Source organism: Pseudomonas abyssi, from assembly GCF_002307495.1.
GTDB lineage: Bacteria > Pseudomonadota > Gammaproteobacteria > Pseudomonadales > Pseudomonadaceae > Halopseudomonas > Halopseudomonas abyssi.
This window is the reverse complement of record NZ_NTMR01000010.1, coordinates 143,003-163,994: the sequence shown is the minus strand read 5'-3', so window position 1 is coordinate 163,994 and position 20,992 is coordinate 143,003. Positions and strand designations below refer to the sequence as shown.

The following is a 20,992-nucleotide window of genomic DNA, read 5'->3' as shown; positions in this document are numbered from 1 at the left end:
TGTGCGCAGTGCTGGCAGGCAAGCCTGGGGAAAGTGCGTCCCGCGCATTAAACATTACCGCTCCCGCCGACGTCGCTTGCGGCGTTCTGCGGATTTTATGTCGGGTTTTCAGAGGAGGCTGCCAGCCCATGCTGGAAGGCAACGCCTACCATAGGGGCAAAGCCGGGTAGCTAGCCACGCTGCCGCTGTGCGTAATCAGGGCGATTCGAACACCAGCTTCGCGGCGTTCTCCCGCAACCACTCACGGCACTGCTGATAGTCCGGCATCACCCGCTCCACCTCGCGCCAGAAGGCCTGCGAGTGGTCGTGGCGGATCAGATGGCACAGCTCGTGGACGACGACGTAGTCGACCATACGAGTCGGCGCCATCATGATCTGCCAATTGAACTCAACGGCGCCCTTGGCAGTGCAACTGCCCCAGCGGGACTTGAAGGAACGCACACCCACGCCAGCCGGATGTGCGCCCACCATCGGCGCGTAGCGCGTCACCTTCTCCAGCAGCTTCTGCTCGGCTTGCCGTTTGTACCAGCGCACGAGGGCATTGCGGATGACATGCGGCTGCTGCGCGCCGCCGGGCACGGTGACCACCAAGCGGCCATTGACCAGCTTCACCGGCGCAAAGTTGCCCGCCTCGACCTTCAGGCGGTAGTTGCGGCCCAGATAGCTGAACGCCTCACCGGAGACATAGCGCTTGGCCCTTACCGGGGTCGCCTCCTGCTGGAGGGCGATTTTTTCCTTGATCCAGCGGCGCTTGGTTACCAGCAACTGGTCAATCTTTTCCGCTGGCGTATTCAGCGGCACGACGACCGATACCGCGCCGTCTTCCACGCGGATATCCGCTGTCTTGCTGCGGCGGGTGCGAATAACTTCGGCAATAAAGCCGTGACCATCGCGGTACTCGGGTTCGCGTGCGGTTGCCATCAGGTGAACTTGCTCTTGGCCAATTCCATAAAGCGATCCTGCACGACGCCTACCAGCGCCTTGTCGGCAAATGAGCAATCCAGAATGGCCCGCTTGATTGCCTTCTTCATCCGTTTGATCTCTTCGTCTTTCTTGAAGAAATCCACAATCTGAGTGGCTTCGTCGAACATCTCGACCAGCGCACGGGTCGTCGCCTTGATCTCTTCGTGCACAGCCTCATCCAGCACATCCCCATCGCCCAGCTGCATCACCTCAGCCATGAGGATGTTGTAGAACGCCAGCTCGGTTTCGGTGAGGCCGAGGTCTTTGGCTGCCTGCTTGCGGTCGCTCTCAAGGGTACTGACCATGCTCAGCAACAGCTCCAGCTGCTGCTCCCACTTGCCGTTGGTCTTCTCGATGATGTCGCGCAGGCGCAAGCTGAGCGACTTGTAATATTCCGGGTCTTCTTCCAGGTTGACCGTGATGTGGTGCTTGATCGCGCTTTCGATCTCCGAGGCGCGGGATTCCGGTGACTTGATCTGCTGGAGCGATTCGCGGAAGTTGGCCGCCATCAGGTCCACCGGCGGGATCTTCGGGTCTACCCCGGTGCTGAGGATGTGCTCATTCACCAATTGCCTGACTTTTTCTCCGGCGTCATTGATATTCAAGCCCGGGTCACGGTAGCGGGTGCGGGCGGCGTTCTGTACCTTGCCCCATACCTTCAGGTCGGCAATAAACGGCCGGGCAGCAGCATCAGGCAGCACCACGTCCATCTGCCGGGCAAAACGCTTGAAGGCCAGCTCGAACTGCTGGCGAAGGTCTTCGTTCTTGAGCTGCAGCACGTAGTCATCAATGTCGCTGCTCTTTGCCCCCGCAAGCACCTGTGCCACTCGCGTGTGCGCAGCCTTCAGCTTCGGGATCTCATCTTTGAGGGTATGGTAGGTGCCCTCCACGTCATCACTGCTGAACTGCTCCAGTGCCTCGGTGAGGTAATCCGACAGCCCGTAGTAATCCACCACAAAACCGGCGTCCTTGCCTTTGTAGGCGCGGTTCACTCGGGCGATGGCCTGCATCAGGGTGTGATCCTTCAGGCTGCGATCGATGTACATCACCTGGGCAATGGGCGCATCAAAGCCGGTCAGCAGCATGTCTTTGACGATCAAGAAGGCCAGCGGGTATTCGCTCAGGGGCTTTTTGAAGGCATCAATGGCCTGTTTGTGCCGGGCCTTGTCGGTGTAGTGGGCGAGGTAGGCTTCATCATTGTGCTTGCCGCTGATGATCACCTCGGACGGTGGCGCGCCCAGCTCATCCAGGGTTTTCTTGTACAGCGTGGCGGCATGGCGGCTGCCCACCACAATCATCGCCTTGAAGCCGTCGGGCTGAATCTTTTCCCGGTAGTGCTTGAGCAGGTCGATACACACCCAGCGAATCCGCGCCGGGGCTTCGCGCACGGCGCGCTCTACGCCGTATTTCTTTTTGATCTCACGCTTTTCGTCGTCGCTGTAATCCTTGAAGTACTCGTCGAACAGCGCGTCCAGCGACTCACCCGCCACCTCGGTTCTGACCTGGCGGCCTTCGTAGATGATGCGCACCGTGGCGCCGTCTTCCACCGCCTCGTTGATCTTGTACTGATCGATATAGCCGCCAAAGGCCTGATCCATTTTCTGGTTCTTTAGCAGCGGGGTGCCGGTAAAGCCGATCTTGGGTGCGTTGGGCAGCGCCGCGTTAATGGTCGCGGCCAGCCCGCCAAACTGAGTGCGGTGTGCTTCATCCGCCAGCACGATGATCTTGTCGCTGGTGTTCAGGTCAGCAAAGTCGCCGGCCTCGGCGGCATCCTGAAACTTCTGCACCATGGCCGTCACAATGTCGGACGCATCGCGGGTCAGCAGCTCCTTGAGCCTGGCGACCGAGGTGGCGTTGTGGATGGTTTCGTTCTGTGCGTCGCGGAAGGTCGCCGAGAGCTGACTGTCCAGCTGGGTGCGGTCGGTGACGAACACCAGCTTGTACTTTTGCAGCTGCGGGTCGCGGCGCATCTTCACCGCCAGCATCACCATGGTCAGCGACTTGCCCGAGCCCTGGGTGTGCCACACCACGCCGGATTTCTCCTTGCGGTCCTTGCCGTGTTTCAGCCGCGCGATCACCTTGTTGACCGCGCGGTACTGCTGATAGCGGGCGACCTTCTTGATCAACCGCCCTTCCACCGGCTCGAACAGAATGAAATTGCGGATCAGGTCAAGGAAGGTATCGCGGCTGAACATGCCCATCAGCAAACGCTGCTGGGCGGTTACCGCCTCGGTGCTTGCGGATGCGCTCGCCGCCACCTGCTGCGCAGCAACCAGATAAGCGGCGGAGGGTACGTCGGTCACGCTCTGCGCTGCTGCAGGCTGCGCCAGCGCCTGAATATCCGCATCGGTGTAGGGGTAGGCGTCTTTCCAGTCGCCGTAGTGCTGGGCCATGGAGCTGATGGTGCCGACCCGCGCCTGATCGCGGCAAGTCGAAACCATCAACTGGTTGTACCAGAACAGCTTCTGCGCGCCTTCATCGTCTTCCGGGCGGCGCAGGTTGGCGTAGCGGCGCAGCTGGTTGATGCCCTCACCGGTGGCATCGGCCACATAGGGCGATTTGCCCTCGATCACCGCCAGCGGCAGGCCGTTCACAAAGCAGACGATATCGGGAATGATGGTCTGGTTCGGCCCTTCGACCTTGAACTGGCTGGTGCAGAGAAAGTCGTTATTGGCCGGGTTGTCGAAATCCACCACGGTAACGGTCTGGCCCTTGCGGCCTGCGCCCAGATCCTGCTCCACGGCAATAGCGTGGTCGCCGGTGCCGCAGAGCATTTCCCAGATGGCCTTGTTGTACTCAACCAGTCCGGCAAAATTGGGATGGGTAAAGCCGCGCAGCACCTTGCGCAGGTTCTCTTCGCTGATCCACGGGTTCAGGCGCCGCAGCGCCGCCTCCAGCTGTTTGGTCAGCACCACATCGCGGTAGTACGCGCGCTCCTGGCCAACCGCTTCAGGGGCTAGCGCTGCCCCCGGCATATAGCGCCAGCCCAGTTGTTGCAGCTGCATCAAAGCCGGGGCTTCAACCTTGTCGTATTCGTCCTGAGTCACTCCAACTCCTCGTCCCTACCGAGTCTGTGTAATACGTCCTCTAGCGTTTTATACGCCTGCTGATGACTTGGCGCGCGCATCTGCTCAAGGTTTTTCATCTTCCAACGTACTGCGGGCAGCGCCTCAATGCCATCCAGCCCCAATAAGGCCCAATCCGGCGCTTTGTTTTTAAAGGACAACAAGAACTGCTTTTCAGCATCGCTGATAGAGCAATGGAGCAAGCGGATCAGCTGCTCTCTGGCCGCTTCCAATGTCTCTTGCGGCACATCATCGCGTGCCATGCCGGCAAACTCACCTCGATACACATCGCCAATGTTTTTGCGGTGGGGGTTCAGCAGCTCGGCTATCGGCCGAGGATGACTGATGATGTACACCAAGGTCGCCTTGCGTATCGCCTCGGTCAGCCCTTCGTTCTGCAATAGCAGGTGGATGTCATATAAATCACGAGGGTGCTGCCTGTCCAAGGCAGCGCAAATCTTGCCGGCATACAGGTCAGCCAGGCTGACAACCTGCATCTCGGCATAGCCGAATTCGTCTTCAACCCGTTCCGAGACCGCTCTGCGCTCAGGTTCATATACCGAGCCCCGTAACACCGGAGACAGCTCTACCTTGATGCGCACCGCGCCGCGCTGTACCACCAGCCGTAACGCATCCGGCTTGGCTTCATAGGCTTGGGTGACGGTTACCCCATGCAACCGGCGCTCTACATCCTGGGCAATACGCGTCAAGGCCTGCTGAATGTTATCCAGCGACGTTTGTCGTTCTTCGATGGGCAGATAGACCAGGTCGATATCCACAGACAACCGCGGAAAGTCCCGGACAAACAAATTAATGGCGGTGCCGCCTTTCAAGGCGAAGCAGCGTTCCTTGTCCACCAGCGGCAACACCTGCAACAGCAGCTGCACCTGCTGGCGATAGCGCTCTGTATTATCCATTCAGCACAGTGCTCATCAGGTTTTGCCGTCGGGGTAGTCTTGATACAGGCTGGCCGGCACCGTTATCAGATACCGCTTATCCAGGCGCCCACCTTGCTCAATCACCCGCTTGCCCTTGCCCAAGTCCACCTCCTGGTCGCTCAGCGTTTTCCACCAGCTGTGGGAGTGCCGATCAGCAAGCCAGCAAAACAGGCGCTTGGCCTTGATGCTCTTACAGTGCGCCAACATCTGGCTTACCTTGCGCGGTGACAGGCTGGTCAAGCCTTGCATGATTTCATCGGCATGCTCAAAGCTGATCTGCCCCGGCACCTCATGCAGCAGCTCGATATAGGCTGTTTCGGCACGCGCCAGTACCTGTGCATTGGCGCTGGGGCTCCAGGGGCGATGGATCACGCCAATCTGCTGCTCAACCACCTCCGGCTGCCAGAGGCGCTGTGTCTTGTGCCAGCGAAAGCGCACGCCTTCGACATGCTCGGCCAGCGCCTGCAGCCAGCTGGGTTCCGGCAAGGTACTGTACACCTCAATCACCCGCTGGGCGCCCAGCGTGAGGTACTGGCTGTAGCCGTATTCCTCCAGGGCGGTCAGGCCTCCGGCATAGGCCGGGATATCCATCGACAAGGAGAAGGACGCCACCACATTCTCCCAGTTCAATGCCGCATGCTGCTGGCAAAAGACGCCCCGGGCCAATTTTCTGAGACGGCCGCTTTTGACGTGGTTATCAAGCCTGTCCTTGCTCAGGCCGTGCGCCAGCAACCACGCCCGACTCGCCACCATGCCCATCGGCAGCAGCGTGCTCAGCGTATCAGCGCCAGCGGCGGCGGTTCTAGGGCGGGAGACATCAGACATAGCAGGCTGAATACACCATAAAGTGAGAGAGGCGGTTTAAGTTGTTAAGACTTTACGGCGATACATGCCGTATTGATAGGGATTTTTAAACCAGCGTAGCGTACTGGTTTAACTTATCAAGCCGTTACGGCGGAAAACGCCGTATTCGCTGTCATTTTTAAACCTTTCGCAGCTCTCCTGGTGGTGGCATTCTGCTGTCAGCCATCCGGCTTTCTGAGCACCTCTGTGACGCTCAAGGCCGGACAGCCGTTTGGCCTTATCGCTTTTCGCCAAAGTGGATCAAGCGCGCTACGGCATCCAGCAGTGGCGAGTTATCCCGCTTGCCTCCCTGGAATTCGATGGCGGCCGGATCTTTGGGTTTAAATGAACGCATGCGGTTAACTCACCTTTACGCGGACCTTTCCGGTGAGGAGGTCTTGCATAAGGGCTTTCTTCAGGCTCTGGACTGCTGACAACTTATCTGCCTTCTGTGCCAGTGTTTTAGATATTTTGGAGTGTGCCAAAGCAATCTTGCGCTGCTCAACAATCGGAGGCAAAGGAAGTAGCAACCCCCTAAGAGTCTTTGAACTTATGGAATCCATAACGCCGCCTTGTGACTCAGCCTTGAACTGGTCTTGCACCCAGTCGGCGTAATTAATTTGCCAGCAAACCAGCTCAGGGACATACAGCTCAGGGTCGAAAGTCATTGTCCAAACATGCTTAGAAGACAATGCTCTTCCAATGCTTCCAGGAACAACGCAGCATCTGCCAACGGTCCCCATAATGGTGACCATCACATCGTTTGCTTTAACCTCATACCGCCTAAGCTCGTTGAACTTTTCTTCTGATACGAATCGCCGGAATTTATCCTCAAACTTCTCTACATGTACGTTATCGATACCCAAATATGGGATTCCGTCTTGAACCAGCTCGCTCTTCAATAATGAGCTTCCAAACGGCCCACTTCTCATGGGGTAGTCGACATCTGCCAAAAGTGACTCCAAGGCGGCTACACTCCACCCCTCCGGAATCCGCCCCAGCGGCGAATCCTTGAACGCGGTATGCGGAGCGCCATCCGGCCCAATTCCTTTGGTCAGCAGCTCCTGCATCATGCCGGTTTTCAGGTCTTTCAGCTTCTCGATCTGCGCGCGTGTTTTTTCGATCACGTCATCGACGGAGGACAGGATAGCTGCGATTTTTTTTTGTTCGGGGAGAGGGGGAACAGGAACCTTAAGAGTCACCATATCCCGCTGGAAAATATGCGGAACAGAACTTCCCGAAACTTTCTCCTTAATAACCTTCTGGAAATTATCACCTTGAAGATAAAAATAGATAAACTTTGAGAAAAATGCCTCCCCAGGACGGATCAGCATCATTGTTCCATTAATAGTTGCCGGCCCTGGCAGATTCTCCACATAGCCGAGCCGACCTATAGTGCCATCTTTTGAAATAACCACATCACACTCTTTTAGCTGAATCTCTGGAGATTCAGCGTACCGAAACTCATCAATGTGATCACAATCATCCCAATCTATCTTGGCCCCTTTGATATGAGTACCCGCAACAAGATAAGCACCCGTATCTGTGTACTCCGAGCTACTCAGCCCCCTCCATCCAATTCTAGCCTTAATATGGGCGTATTCACCGAGAGACACATCTTCCCATGCTGAAGGAACTGAATTACTCATACCCCAGCTCCTTCAAATACCTCTTCATTACACTTTCCGCTTCAGCCACCTGCGCATCCAGCTCGCTGAGCGACACGCGATACTTGTCCCACCAGCGTTCCAGCTGGGTAATAACCTGCGCATCAACGTCGCCGGCGACCTCACGGATGGCGGCCTTGCTGTCGATCTCGGGTTTGAAGTCGTAATACTCAAACGCGGCTGGATCGCCGCTGTCGCCGGAATCGCGGGGAACAAAGACCCTGGATACGTCAAAGTCTTGCAGAATCTCTTCGCGGATATACTCGCTCTCCACTTCCCGCACCGGGATGCCGCCGTGGAGGATGGCGCGCACGTCGAAGATTTCCGGCGGGGGGCTGGTGTCGGCGTAGCGGCGGATGTTGAGGTTGAAGTCGTTCTCTGCAATCTCGGCCAAGGTCACGACTTTGGAGTAGCGCTTGAGTTCGGTATAGCGCTCGAAGGTGTGGACGATCTTGTCGATGTCCTGCTGGCGCAGTTTGTTCTGGTTCTTGCCTTCTTCGAATTCCAGCTCGCCGTTGATAAACAGCACCTTGCCACGACGCTCGGTGGGCTTGCGCTTGTTGATGATCAGCAGGCAGGCGGGGATGCCGGTGCCGTAGAACAGGCCGGATGGCAGGCCGATCACGGCTTCCAGCAGGTCATCCTGCAGTATGCCCTGGCGGATGGCCTTTTCACTGGCACCGCGGAACAGCACACCGTGGGGCATGACCACGCCCATCATGCCGTCCGCATTGAGGCTGGCGATCATGTGCTGAACAAAGGCCAGGTCGCCGGCGTCCTTGGGCGGGGTACCATAGGGGAAGCGGCCATAGGGGTCGTTGTCGGCTTCGTCCTTGCCCCATTTCGCCAGGCTGAAGGGCGGGTTGGCGATTACCCGGTCAAAGGTCATCAACTCGCCGTGCTCGGTGTGTTGCGGCTCGCGCAGGGTGTCGCCCTTGCGGATGTCGGCGCTGTAGACCCCATGCAGGAACATGTTCATCTTGCAGATGGCCCAGGTATTGAGGTTCATCTCCTGGCCGTAGAGCGACAGGTTGGCTGCGTTCTCGCCGTGGGTGGCCAGGTAGTTGCGGGTTTGCACCAGCATGCCGCCGGAGCCGGCGGTCGGATCATAGATGCGCATGCCGGCGTGGGGCTGCAGCAGGGAGACCAGCAGCTGCACCACTTCCGAGGGGGTATAAAACTCGCCGCCCTTTTTGCCGGCGCTGTCGGCAAACATCTTGATCAGGTATTCGTAGGCGGTGCCGAGCAGGTCTGGCCGTTCGAAGTCCTGATTACGCAGGCGGTGCTTGCTGAAGTGGCTGAGCAAGTCACGCAGTTTTTTGTCGCTGAGCTTGTTCTTGATGTTGAAGTCGATGGACACCAGCACGCCTTCCAGCGCGGTGTTGTATTCCTCGATGGCTTCGGTGGCCTTGTTCAGCTCGGCGCCGATATCGTGCTTTAGGTCTTTCAGCGCATCCCAGCGGGCCTGGGGCGGAATGTAGAAGGTCTTGTCGTATTCATCCTCGTCATCGGCCAGCGCTTCGGCCTGCTGCAGGGACTTGCCCTTGCCGACGTAATAGCGCACCACCACTTCCCGGGCTTCCTCAAAGGCATCAGACAGGCGCTTGAGGAACATCATGCCGAAGATGTAATCCTTGTACTCGGAGGCATCCATGTTGCCGCGCAGAATGTCGGCGGCTTCCCAGAGGTAGGATTCGAGTTGCGGAAGAGTAATGCTGTGACTCATTCAATGAATTCCATCTATTGAAGCAGGCAGGGGCAGGAGCGCCCGGGCGCGTGGCAAGGGTATCGAGTCTATCGGCGTAGCGGGAGCCCAGCAACGGCCCTTGCTGCGCATTGGTGGCCGGGCCTGCCAACCCAACGCCTCACCCGCCCGACGCTGTGGGCAGGTGAGGCGCTGGGCTTCAGGCGGGGGCGGGGCAGGGCGCTGGTGTTGCGCTGCTGGTTGTGGTGTCGGGGCGGAGCGGCAGGCTGCGGTCGAACAGTGCCTGTACGCCGGGTTGATGGCTGACGCCGATCACGGTGCAGTGTGGCAGTTGCTGGCGCAGCGTGGTCAGCAGGCGGTGGGCGGCCTGGTCGTCGAGCTGGTTGGTGGCTTCGTCCAGGTAGAGGGTGTCCGGGCGATACAGCAGCGCGCGCGCCAGGCCCAGGCGCTGTTGTTCACCGCCGGACAGCTCGCGCATCCATTCGCTCTGGCGGCCGAGCTGGTCGGCCAGGCGGGCGAGGCCGACCTGTTGCAGCGCGCTGCGCAGCTGCTCATCCGGCGGGGTGTCGCTGGAGGGGTAGGCCAGCAGCTCGCGCAGCGGCAGGCTGGCCAGATAGGGCTTTTGCGGCAGCAGCAGGCTGCGCCCGCCCGGCAGTTGCCAGCTGCCCCGGCAGTAGGGCCACAGGCCCTGCAGGGTACGCAGCAGAGTGGACTTGCCGAGGCCGCTGGGGCCAGCCAGCCGTACCCACTCGCCGCTGGCCACCTGGGCCTGCAGGCCGCTCAGCAAGGGCTCGCCGTTGGGCAGCAGTACATCCAGCTGGTCAAGCCGCAGACAGTTGCCGCAGGGCGCCTCGCGCACCTGCGTGCGGGTGCGGGCAATGGCCTGCTCAAACTGGCCGAGACGCTCGACCGTGGCGCTCCATTCGGCCAGCGTCTGGTAGGCGCTGATAAACCAGCTCAGTGAGCCCTGCACTGCCGAGAAGGCGGTGCGCACCTGCATCAGTCCGCCGAGGGTAATGGCCTTGGTCAGGAATAAGGGCAGTGCGGCAAATACCGGCACGATATTGCTGACCCGGTCGTAGCCGACCACAAAGAACCCCAGATTGCGTTCACGGGCCATCAGTTGCCACCAGTTGTCGGCAATGGCGCGAAAGCGCGTGCTCAGTTGCTGGCGCTCGGCCTGTTCGCCGCGGTACAGGGCAATCTGCTCGGCGTGGTCGCGCTTGCGCAGCAGGTCGGCACGGAAGTCTGCCTCCCGGCTTTGCTGGTTGTAGTTCAGGCGGTGCAGCGGGCGGCCCAGCCAGTGCGTGACCAGGGTGCCGATCACGGTGTAGAGCACGGCTATCCACACCAGATAACCTTCTACCTGCAGGCTGTAGCCGAACAGGGTGAACTCGTGGCTGCCGGACAGCGCCCAGAGGATGCCCACAAAGGCGGTTACCTGGGCGAAGTTGGTTATGAAGGACACCAGCAGGTCGACGCTGTGGCTGACCAGCAGATTGACGTCTTCGGCGATCCGCTGATCGGGGTTGTCCGGCTCGCCTTCGAGGCCCAGACGATAAAACGCCTGGCCGCCCAGCCATTCGCCGATCAGCCGCTCGCTCATGCTTTGTCGCCAGCGCAATAGCAAGGCTTTGCGCAACCAGGCCTTGTACACCACGATCAGCACAAAGATGCCGATGTACAGCGAATACTGCCCCATCAAGCCGTACAGGGCCGTGGTGTCAAACTCGCCCAGGGTGTCGTAGAAGGTCTTGCTCCAGGCGTTGATCAGCACGTTGATCTGCACGATACCCAGGCCCAGGCCGATAGTGCTGGCCAGCAACACCCAGGCCTGCCAGTTGCGTTTGTCCAGCCAGAACGGGGCGATCAGGCGCCAAAAGAGGCGCAGCAGCCTCATGCGTCGGGCTCTTTGTGTGGCATGACGTCCAGGCGCACGCGGTTATCAGCCGGCAGCAGATGGCCGGCCAGCTCACGCAAGGCGTCCACCTGAAGTGCGTCGGGCAGATCCTGCTGGCTGGACAGGTAGCGCGGGTCTCCCCAGCGCTGGTCGCTGAGCATCAGGCGGCGCAGCTGGGTGGCGCCGTCGCGCAGGCGCGCTTGTTCGTCGCGACGCAGCTTGGCGCGCAGTTGCGCAATGCGCTGGGCATCGATGTGGGCGGGCAGCTCTGCCAATACGGCTTCGGCCTCTTGCCATAGCTCGTCGATGCGCTGCGGGTCGCAGGTGAACAGCAGGCGGCTTTCCAGCCGGTTGGTAGCCGGGTTCAATTCGCTGTCGAAGGTCAGCTGGTAGAGGCCGCGGGCCTCTGCGCGCAGGCGCGCTTTCAGGGCGTCGCTGGCGAGCTGGCGCAGGCTGGCAACGCGCACCGCGTCTGCCGGCGACCAGGGGTGCTCGGCGTAGCCATACACTTTCAGGCTGGCACGCGGCTCAATACTGTTGGCCAGCCGGGTTTGGCGCGCGCCGGGCTGCTGCAGCAAGGGCGTGGTTGGCGCTGCGGGGGTACGGACGATGCCGGCCAGTTCAGCGCTGACCCATTCGCGCAGTTGCGCCTCCTCCACATCGGCGACCAGATAGTAGGTGACCGGTGCGGCGGCCTGCCGTTGCCAGCGCTCAAGCAGCGCGGTGCGGGTCAGTGCGTTCAGCTCGTCAACGCTAGGCAAGCTGCTGGGCTGGGGGCCGTAGCGTAGCTGAGCCAGGCGCTGTTCCTGTTGCTGGCGGGTGGTCGGTTCGGGTTGCTGAAGGCGTTTGCCCAGGTCTTCGCGCAGCTGTTCTAGCGCTTCGTCTGCCAGCGTGCCACGGGTGATCCGGCTGCGGTACAGGGCAAAGGCTTCGCCCAGGCGCGCGGGTTCGACCCTGAGGCTGTAGTGGGTAACGGTCTGCTGCTGGTCCTGGCTGAGGTAGAGTTTTTCCCGTTGTTGCCAGGCGTCCCACTGGGCCTCGTCAAAGCCCTGTGGCGGGGTTTGCCAGACCAGCTGGCTGGCGCTTTGCTCCAGCCAGTGCGGGGAGTCTGGCTGGCGGTAGCCGCTGCCAGATTCAATCTGCAGGTGCGCCTCGTCATCATCGTTTGCCTGGTAAAGCCAGACCAGCCGGTCGCCGTTGCTGAGTGTCCAGTACTGCACCTGCTCGGCGGGGTATTGCTGTACAGCGGCGATTGTTCCGGTGTGCTCGCTGGCCGGCAGCGCCGGTATGACGATCTCGACGGTGCGCTGCTCAGGCGCGGGGGCGTCGAGGGCGGCAATGTCGATAGCGTTGAGCAGCTGCTGATAGTCAGCCTCGGTCAGCAGGGTCAGTGGCTGGCTGCGCGGGGCGCTCATCTGCAGTACCAGGTCGTCACTGTCGGTCCAGCGGATAAAGCGCTGGTTGATCTCTTCCAGGGTGATGGCGTCGATCAGCGGCAGGCTGTTGGTGGCGATGGTGCTGCGGGTCTGGATGGTGCGGTCTGCCTGACTCGGATCGTTCAGCAGTTGTACCCAGTCGGTGAAGTTGCGTTCGTCGCCACGCTCCAGCATGCGCTCGGCCACCTCGCGCAAGCTGGCCTTTTCGGCCTCCAGGTCGGCGGCGTAGAAACCAAAGCGGCGCAGGCGCTGTACCTCTGTCAGCAGTGCGCCCAGCGCGTCGCGGTGGACTGATTGCTCCAGCGAGGCCGACAGCGCGGTGACCTCCGACTGCTCGCCGATCAGCGCGCGCTGGGCGCTGAAGGCGCGCACGCCGTCTGGCAGTGGCTGGCGTTGCAATTGCCTCAGCAGCAGGCGACCGGCGACACGGTCGAGCAGACGCTCGCGCTGGCCCCGCAGCGAATCCTCGCGGTTGGCAGCGTAGTGTCCGCGAAACAGCAGGTTGAGCTGATGGCTGCCGCTTTCGCTATCGTGCAGGTGGAAGGCTTTCAGTCCCGGCAGATACGGCAACTCGAGATTGCGCTTGGGTACCGGTCGTGCTCTGGCGGTACCCAGGGTGCGGGCGAGCTGTTGCTGCAACTGCGCCGGATCAAAGTCGCCAACGATGTTCAGCTGCATGTTGTTGGGGGCGTACCAGCGCTGATGAAAATCCCATAGTTGCGTGACGGGTGTCTGCCGGATAGCGGCTTCCGAGCCAATGGTCGGGTGCCCGGCGTAGCCTGAGCCGATGCGTTGGCTGTCACGGCGCTGGGCATTCATGCGCTGGGCCACGCCCAGCCCGCCGCGCCACTCCTCGATGACGATAGGGCGCTCCTGCTCCAGGTCGTCTGCGGCAAAGTCCTGCTGCAACACCAGCTGCGCCAATACCTGCAGGGCAAGCTCGCTGTTCCGGTTGCCGGCGGGCGGGCTGAACAGGTACTGGGTGCGCTCGGCGTTGGTCATGGCGTTGAAATGGCGGCCCTGTTGCCAACCCGCCGCCAGCAGGCGCTGGCGCACCGTCTGTCCGGTGGCGTCGCGATTGTAGAACAGCAGATGTTCAAGCAGGTGCGCGACGCCCACCTGGTCGGCGGTTTCATCCACCGCGCCGGCGTTGACGCGCAGGCGGATATCGAGTCGGCCCGGCTGCTCGCTGGTTGGCAGCAGGCGGTAGCGCAGGCCGTTGGTTAGTTGTCCTTCAATAACCCGGGTGTCGGGTTGTCTGGTCAGCTGTGCAGTGCTGTCGGGCAGCTGGCTGCAAGCGCTGGCAAGCAGCGCCAGCGCGGCCAGTAGCCCCGTGCGGAGAATTTTCATCAGGCGTTTTTCTTTGGGTTAGAAGCTGTAACCGACTTCCAGCCAATACTGCCGGCCGGTCTCATAACTCAGCACACCTTTGTCGCTGAGCACATCGTTGACCTTGTCGGCCACGTTGGTCACGTCCACGGCGACGTACAGGGCCTGGTCCTGCCCGGTGGGGATCTCCCATTTGACGCGGGTGTCCCAGGTGGGCGCGGCGCGGACGCGGCCGTTCTGGTAGTAGTCGTAGCTGGTGCCGTCGATATCGATGGTGCTTGGGGTGGTCTGGTAAATCTGCTCGTAGGAGCCGCGGTAGCGGAAGAAATTGCTCCAGGTCAGGTTCCACCGCGGGATGCTGGTGACGGTGTTCAGACGGGCGGTCCAGGGGCGGTTGAAGTTGTCGGTGGGCAGTTCGCTGTAGGGCATCAGGCTGCCGTCGTAGTAAACGTCTTCATCGGCCAGCAGGGCGTCGTCGAAGGTGTTTTCGTAGCTGGCGTTGTTGCTCTGGGTTTCATTCCAGCTCAGGGCCAGCTGCCAGGTCGTCTGGGTGCCGGCAAAGTGCAGGTTCTGCAGTGGCGTGACGCTTAGCGTCACGGTCTGGCTGCGGCTTTCGCCAGCATTGGTGTAGGTGTAGTAGTTGGCAATGCTGCTACTGCCGTCGCCGTCTTCCAGGCCCAGGTAACGGGCGCGTGAGCGCACCACCTGATCGCGGCCTTCGCGGTGGACGTATTTCAGGTCAAAGGCGAGGTTGCCGATCTGCTGGGCCAGGCCAATGGTCCATTCGTCGTCGTAGGGGATATCCAGGCTGCGGAAGCTGGACTCGTCCACGCCGTAGTTCACCAGGTCGCTGAAGTCAGTGATGGTGTCATCGCGTGAGATGCCGCGGGTGGCGCGCCAGCGCAGGGATTCACGGCCATCGGCCAGGCGATACTTGAACAGATTACGGCCGTAATAGCGGTTAAGGCCGCCACTCAGCACGCTGGTGCGGTCGCCGAACAGGTCGTAGCTAACGGCAAAGCGCGGCGCGAGGGTGGTCTTATCCATGTAGTCGTCGCCGTCAAAGCGCAGACCGGGGCGCAGGGTCAGGTTGCCGACCCGAATGTCGTCTTCGATAAACAGCGCGTAGTCGGTCTGCTCCAGCTCGATCTCGCCGGCGCGGTAGTAATTGAGAAAGCGGAAGTACTGGCGCTTAGCCGCACCTAACGCGTCGATACTGATCGAGCAGTACTCGCTGTCCAGCTCGCCGCTGGCGGTGACGCAGGAGGTGCTGCCAGTGGCGTCGCTAGAGTGGGGGGTGGTGGCGGACCAGCTGTCCTCCATCACCTCGTAGCGTGCCTTTTGGTAACCCAGTTGCAGGCCGGCGTTGATGCGATGACCCGCGCCCAGAAAGTCGAACTCCTGCAGCTCGGCCTTGAAGCTGTATTCACCGCCAGTCTGGCTTTGCTCCAGATCACCCATGCCACCTTCGATGCTGGTGGCGGTGCTGGACAGCACGCCATTGCGGTAGGGGTTGCCCCAGTTCTTCTCCTCAGACCAGCGCCACTGCTTGTTCACATTGCTGTCGGCATCACGGGAGGTTTGCACCATCTTGTAGGACAGCTTGTTGGTGTAGGTCACGTTATCGCCCAGCCACACCGCCTGCAGCGAGGCAGCCTGGCCGCCCTGGTCGATGGTAAAGCCGGAGTTCTTCTGGTTGGCCTTGTAGTACTGACCGCCGGCGGGCGCGTGGATCAGGCTGAAGGTCAGATCGAGCTGCTCGCTCGGCATCCAGAAGCCCTTGAGCATGTAGTTGTTGATCTCACGGGTCTGCTCGCGCTTGAGTGAGTCGCCGGCGCTCTGGAAGCCATTGTCGTAGGAATAGACCGGGATTTCCGAGCGCTTGCGCACGATATTGCCGATCAGGCCAAAGGTGTCGGTCAGCATGCCTTCCAGCATCAGCCGCTGGGTGGTCTTTTCAAACTCCGGCTGGTAGGTCTGATCGCTGGAGAGCTCGAACTCCTCGTCGCTGATCTCGTCGTTGTTGAGGTGATACTCGGTCCATTCCGAGCGGGTCATGCTGACCGAGGCCTTGCCGTGAAAACCCTCGCGCGGGTTGCGGGTGATGGCATCGACCACACCGCCGTTGAAGCGGCCGTACTCGGCGGAGATGTTGCTGTCGTAAACCCGCACCTCTTCCAGCAGGTCGGCATCCAGGGCGACGCCGAAGGCATTGCTGGGGATGTCGTAAATACCGTTGTAATTATTGCGGCTGGCGCTGCTGGCGGCCGGGTCGAGGTCATTGTTGATACTGATGCCGTCGACCATAAAGTTGTTCTGGTAGAACTTGGCGCCGTTGATGCTGATGTCCGCCGGGTTCAGCTCGCCCGGGGTGTGGGAGCTTTGCTGGGTGGTGTCGAATTGCACGTTGGGGTGCATTTCCAGCAGGGTGGTCAGGTCGCCGTTGGCGCCGGGGAAGGTCTCGATGGCGGTGCGGTCAATGCGCTCGCTGCCCTGATACAGGCTGTCGGTGCGACCCAGTACGTGGATGGTCTCCAGGTTCAGATTAGCGCTGTCCGGTCGCGCCTCAAAGCTGAGTACGTTCTGCTCCAGACGCCAGTCGATGCCTTTGCCGCGCAATAGCTGTTGCAGTGCATCAACGCCGCTCAATTGGCCGCTGACTGAATTGCTCTGCACGCCAGCCAGTAGTGCCGGGTCCAGGTTGACCTGCATGCCGCTCTGGCGGGCAAACTCGATCAGCGCCTCGCTGAGCGGTTGGGCATCGATAGCAAAGTGATGCACCTGAGACAGGCCGGGGCTGTCCTGGGCGGTGGCTGCCAGTGGTATGGCGGTCAGCAGGCCACCGAGTGCCAGTGCCAGTAGCGACAGGCGCGGCCGGTCAGATCCATTGAGAGTGGGCATGTACTGCGAAGCTCCTGTGAATGCGAATCCGTATCAATTGAATTGCTCGGAAGCAAAGACGCAGTGAGCTCAAAGAATTTTCAAATTTTTTTTCGAAAAGTGTCAGCCACGCTCGATCAGCAGCAGCGGGCCGAGCTGGCGCAGGGTGCCGCCATGCAGGCCAATGATGGCGCGCAGAGCCTCTTCAGGCGCGCTCAGGTCGTATACGCCGGTAACGAGCTGCTCGCCCAGTTGGCTATCGCGCAGCAGCAGGCGCTGGTCGCAGTAGGGGCGCAGGCTGTCTATCACATCAGCCAGCCGCTCCTGCCGCAGGATCAGCTTGTCGTCGCGCCAGGCGGCAACCTGGGTGGCGGGCTGATGGTGGGGTCGCAAGGTGTCGGCTGACAGGACCGCACCCTGACCGGGGGCAAGGCTGGCGCTGGCGCCGGCTGCGGTACTCACCTGCACCGAGCCTTCGGCGACGTTGACGCGTTGATGCAGCTGGTCGACGTTGAAAGCAGTGCCGGTCACGGTGATGGTCAGATCGTCGGTGGAGACCTGAAAGGGGTGGGCGCTGTCCTTGACCACCTCGAAATAGGCTTGCCCCTGTATCAGCTGCACAGTGCGGCGGCCCTCGCTGAAATCCAGACGCACGGCGGATTGCGCGTCCAGGGTCAACTGGCTGCCGTCGGGCAACTGCAGCTGCTTGCGCTCGGCCTTGGCGGTGTAAAGGTCGGCATGCCAGGCCGGATACAGGGTTTGTACCAACAGCACCAGCAGGCAGCAGGCAGCAATGGCGCTGGCAGCCTGCAGCGTCCGGCGCAGAGTGCGGCGCGGGCGCAGCGGGGTAACGGTGGCCGGTCGCCCGACTGTTGCCTGCGGCGTCAGCGCGCCACTGACCTGCCAGGCGCGCTGAGCCTGACGAAAGGCGGCCGGGTGGGCGGCATCGCTGGCCAGCCAGACGGCCAGCTGTTCGCGCAGGGCCTCATCCTCGGGGTGCTGCTGGATCTGCAGCAGCCAGTCGAGGGCAGTATCCAGCGGGTCGCGCGGGTCTGTGGTCAGCAAGGCGGGTGGCTCCAAAAACGGGGGCACAGGGTCGCATAGGAGTCTGCGGATAACCAACAGACGTTATCGGGCCGGGTTTTTTTCAGCATTTCAGCGCTCCAGTGCCTTGGCGCAGCAGCGCAACCCCGCGTGCACCAGCTGGTGCACGGTGCCGACCGAAAGCCCCATGCTGTCTGCTACCTGTTGCAGCGTATAGCCCTGCAGGCGATACAGTTCAAAGGCCCGGCGGGTGCGCGTGGGCAGTCGCGCCAGGGCCGCATTCACGGCGCGCAGTTCATGGCTGCTGACGGCATGCGCCTCGGGGCCCGGGGCCTGATCGGCAACGCTGTCGAGCCAGGTGTCATCGTCACTGCTGTGCTCGCCACGGTCGCGGCGCAAGTGATCCATCGCCAGGTTGCGCACGATACGGCGCAGGTAGGCCGCCGGTTCGTTGATCGCGCCCTGTACGGCAATAAAGCGCAGCCAAGCCTCTTGCACCACGTCTTCGGCGCTGGCGCGGCTGCCGAGCATCGGCGTGGCGTAGTCAACCAGGGCGCCGCGCTGCGCGAGGTAGAGAGTCAGGCGATGTTGCGAGTCGGACACGGTGTGCGAACGGCGGAGAGGAAAGAGCCGGCAAAGTAGCACAAACAAGAATCATTATCAATAAAGCGGTATGGTCGCTGTCCTCAGCCCGGATGCCACCCCGCCGGCGTCTGCCCGCTGGCAATCGCCAGGGCCTCCGGTAGCGAGGCGGGAAGCATGGGGCCGTGGCCAAGCTCGGGGAATTGCTTCCAGTGCACACTGAGGCCGGGCTGGTCGGCCAGGTTTTGCACGGTGGTCATAAAGGCGTTGCTGCCTTGTTGCGTGAGGCGGGCGACCTCGGCGGCGTCCATTTGCTCGGTGATGCGTACCTCGTTGCTGCCCCGTGCCAACCAGATATCGGCCTCTGCGTTGCTGTTTGTCAGGTACTGTTGCAGCACGCCGTCATGCCAGTACACCGCCGGGCTGACCGGGATGTAGCGGGTGAAACTGCTGCTTGGCTGGGTCATGGCGTAGAGTGCGAACAGGCCGCCAAAGGAGTGGCCCCAGAGGCTTTGTTGTCTGCTGTCGAGGCTGACGCGGCGAGCCACTTCGGGCTTGATGCGCTGCTCCAGCAAACGGAGAAAGGCCTCGGCGCCGCCGCCCAGCCGCTCGGGGCGCAGCGGGTCGGCAATCAGGCCTTCGCCCGGCCCGGCCGGGGTGTAGTCGCGCTGGCGGGCGACTACGTCGAATAGCAGGTCGGTGTCGTAGCCGACCATCACCAGCACCGGTCTGTGCTCGGCGGGCAGCGCGCTGAGCCAGTCTTCACGCAGGTGGTGCAGAGCGGCGTTGCCATCCAGCAGGGTCAGCGACGGGTAGCCGCCGGCTGGCGCCGGGCTGCGTGGTATGCCCAGCCAGATGCGGTAATGACGCTCGCCGTCTGCCGAGTCCAGGCGAAAATCCTCAAAGCGGTACAGGCTCGAGTCGCGATCGGCCAGGGTATTGCCCATGGTGCGGGTCAGATCCGGGCGAGCCTGGGCGAGGCCGGGCAGGGCGCTGGTGGCGAGCAGAGCTTGGATGAACTGGCGGCGGGACAGGGGCATGCGGCTGAGTACTCTGTGTCTGTTGCGGCAGGTGGCCACGTTAGCAGGTTTTGCCGTCTGGGTGCCTGTGTGAGGCGTTGAGCCGCCTGGTGATTGCCAAGCCTGTGCGCTCGGCGCAAGAATGGAGTCAGCCGTTGCGACCGGACTGGTCGTATCTATCCCAACGCCGACGTTTGTCTGGTCGGCGTTTGCCAAGGAAGCCTCGCATGACAAGACCCAACGTAATCAATGCATCGGTCAGCCCCAAAGGCAGCCTGGAAACCCTCTCCCAACGTGAAGTGCAGCAACTCGGCAAGGTCGGCTCCGGTGGCCTGCACCAGCTGTTCCGCCAGTGTGCGCTGGCGATTCTCAACACCGGCGCGCGGGTTGATAACGCCAAGACCATCCTTGAGGCTTACGCCGATTTTGAAGTGCAGATTCACCAGCAGGATCGTGGTGTGCGGCTGGAGCTGATCAACGCGCCGGCTGATGCCTTTGTCGATGGCGAGATGATCGCCAGTACCCGCGAGATGCTGTTCAGCGCGCTGCGCGACATCGTTTATACCGAAAGCGAACTGGGCGGCCCGCGGATAGATCTGGAAAGCTCCGCCGGCATCACCGACTACGTCTTCCATCTGCTGCGTAACGCGCGCACCCTGCGCCCCGGGCTGGAACCGAAGATGGTGGTGTGCTGGGGCGGGCACTCGATCAGCATCGAGGAGTACAAGTACACCAAGAAGGTCGGGCACGAACTGGGCCTGCGCAATCTCGACATCTGCACCGGTTGCGGGCCTGGTGTGATGAAGGGCCCGATGAAGGGGGCAACCATTGCCCACGCCAAGCAGCGCATCGTCGAGGGGCGCTATCTGGGTATCACCGAGCCCGGCATCATCGCCGCCGAAGCGCCCAACCCGATTGTCAACGAACTGGTCATCATGCCCGACATCGAGAAGCGCCTGGAGGCCTTTGTGCGGGTTGGTCACGGCATCATCATCTTCCCGGGCGGTGCCGGTACGGCGGAGGAGTTTCTCTACCTGCTGGGTATTTTGATGCACCCGACCAACCGCGACCTGCCGTTCCCGGTCATCCTCACCGGCCCGCGCAGCGCCGAGGCCTATCTGCAGCAACTGCATGCCTTTGTCGGTGCGACCCTGGGCGCCGCGGCGCAGCAGCACTACCGCATCATCATCGATGACCCGACCGAGGTCGCGCGCGGCATGGCCGCCGGGCTCAAGGAAGTGGAGCGGTTCCGGCGCGAGCGCAACGACGCCTTCCACTTCAACTGGCTGCTGCACATCGAGGAGAGTTTTCAGCGCCCGTTTGATCCGACCCACGCCAACATGGAGGCGCTGCAGCTCACCCTGGATATGCCGCCGCACGAACTGGCGGCGAACCTGCGCCGGGCCTTTTCCGGCATCGTCGCGGGCAACGTCAAGGACAAGGGTATTCGCCTGATCGAGCAGCACGGGCCGTACCGCATTCACGGCGACCCGCGCATCATGCAGCCGCTGGATGCGCTGCTGCAGGCCTTTGTCGATCAGCACCGGATGAAGCTGCCGGGCGGGGCCGACTACGAGCCGTGCTACCGCGTGGTCAGCTAGGGAAGCACTGATCAATTCCA

At 61.5% G+C, this 20,992-nt stretch carries 13 protein-coding genes; 1 reads left to right on the top strand and 12 read right to left on the bottom strand.

The features are described 5' to 3' along the window. Window positions 1-195: 195 nt before the first annotated feature. The 12 genes from CNQ84_RS08505 to CNQ84_RS08450 form a co-directional block, all read right to left on the bottom strand. Complete coding sequence (locus tag CNQ84_RS08505) at window positions 196-921, bottom strand: M48 family metallopeptidase (protein WP_096004463.1); 726 nt, start codon at window positions 919-921, stop codon at window positions 196-198. Beyond that, window positions 921-4,010, bottom strand: a complete 3,090-nt coding sequence (locus CNQ84_RS08500) for a type I restriction endonuclease subunit R (protein ID WP_096004462.1) — start codon at window positions 4,008-4,010, stop codon at window positions 921-923. Before CNQ84_RS08500 ends, CNQ84_RS08505 begins: the two co-directional genes overlap by 1 nt. Then, on the bottom strand, window positions 4,007-4,915 hold the full coding sequence (locus CNQ84_RS08495) for a nucleotidyl transferase AbiEii/AbiGii toxin family protein (RefSeq protein ID WP_245841295.1): 909 nt from the start codon (window positions 4,913-4,915) through the stop codon (window positions 4,007-4,009). Before CNQ84_RS08495 ends, CNQ84_RS08500 begins: the two co-directional genes overlap by 4 nt. A 45-nt stretch (window positions 4,916-4,960) precedes the next feature. Next, window positions 4,961-5,791, bottom strand: a complete 831-nt coding sequence (locus tag CNQ84_RS08490) for a type IV toxin-antitoxin system AbiEi family antitoxin domain-containing protein (RefSeq protein WP_096004460.1) — start codon at window positions 5,789-5,791, stop codon at window positions 4,961-4,963. A 377-nt stretch (window positions 5,792-6,168) separates the two neighbouring features. Further along, window positions 6,169-7,458 carry a restriction endonuclease subunit S gene (locus CNQ84_RS08485; RefSeq protein WP_096004459.1) on the bottom strand — a complete coding sequence of 430 codons (1,290 nt, stop codon included), beginning with the start codon at window positions 7,456-7,458 and terminating at the stop codon, window positions 6,169-6,171. Next, entirely contained in the window at window positions 7,451-9,202 is a 1,752-nt protein-coding gene (locus CNQ84_RS08480) for a type I restriction-modification system subunit M (protein WP_096004458.1), read from the bottom strand. The genes CNQ84_RS08485 and CNQ84_RS08480 overlap by 8 nt, the downstream gene beginning before the upstream one ends. 178 nt (window positions 9,203-9,380) lie before the next feature. After that, the gene (locus CNQ84_RS08475; protein WP_096004457.1) at window positions 9,381-11,081 is read right to left on the bottom strand and encodes an ABC transporter ATP-binding protein/permease; all 1,701 of its coding nucleotides are present in this window, start codon (window positions 11,079-11,081) and stop codon (window positions 9,381-9,383) included. Next, a complete protein-coding gene (locus CNQ84_RS08470) occupies window positions 11,078-13,867 on the bottom strand; it encodes a M16 family metallopeptidase (RefSeq protein ID WP_096004456.1) in 2,790 nt (929 codons plus the stop codon). The genes CNQ84_RS08475 and CNQ84_RS08470 overlap by 4 nt, the downstream gene beginning before the upstream one ends. Before the next feature lie 18 nt (window positions 13,868-13,885). Further along, window positions 13,886-16,747: a TonB-dependent receptor gene (locus tag CNQ84_RS08465; RefSeq protein WP_096004455.1), complete on the bottom strand. Its 2,862-nt coding sequence runs from the start codon at window positions 16,745-16,747 to the stop codon at window positions 13,886-13,888. A 102-nt stretch (window positions 16,748-16,849) separates the two neighbouring features. Next, the gene (locus CNQ84_RS08460) at window positions 16,850-17,791 is read right to left on the bottom strand and encodes a FecR family protein (RefSeq protein ID WP_133065882.1); all 942 of its coding nucleotides are present in this window, start codon (window positions 17,789-17,791) and stop codon (window positions 16,850-16,852) included. Between the two features lie 90 nt (window positions 17,792-17,881). Next, window positions 17,882-18,373 (bottom strand): sigma-70 family RNA polymerase sigma factor, encoded by a 492-nt coding sequence (locus CNQ84_RS08455; protein ID WP_096004453.1) that lies wholly within the window; start codon window positions 18,371-18,373, stop codon window positions 17,882-17,884. Window positions 18,374-18,456: 83 nt separating this feature from the next. Continuing rightward, a complete protein-coding gene (locus tag CNQ84_RS08450) occupies window positions 18,457-19,392 on the bottom strand; it encodes an alpha/beta hydrolase (RefSeq protein ID WP_096004452.1) in 936 nt (311 codons plus the stop codon). Window positions 19,393-19,598: 206 nt separating this feature from the next. On the opposite strand from CNQ84_RS08450, the gene ppnN reads away from it, so the two are divergent. Continuing rightward, the gene (gene ppnN, locus CNQ84_RS08445) at window positions 19,599-20,972 is read left to right on the top strand and encodes a nucleotide 5'-monophosphate nucleosidase PpnN (protein ID WP_096004451.1); all 1,374 of its coding nucleotides are present in this window, start codon (window positions 19,599-19,601) and stop codon (window positions 20,970-20,972) included. Window positions 20,973-20,992: the final 20 nt, after the last annotated feature.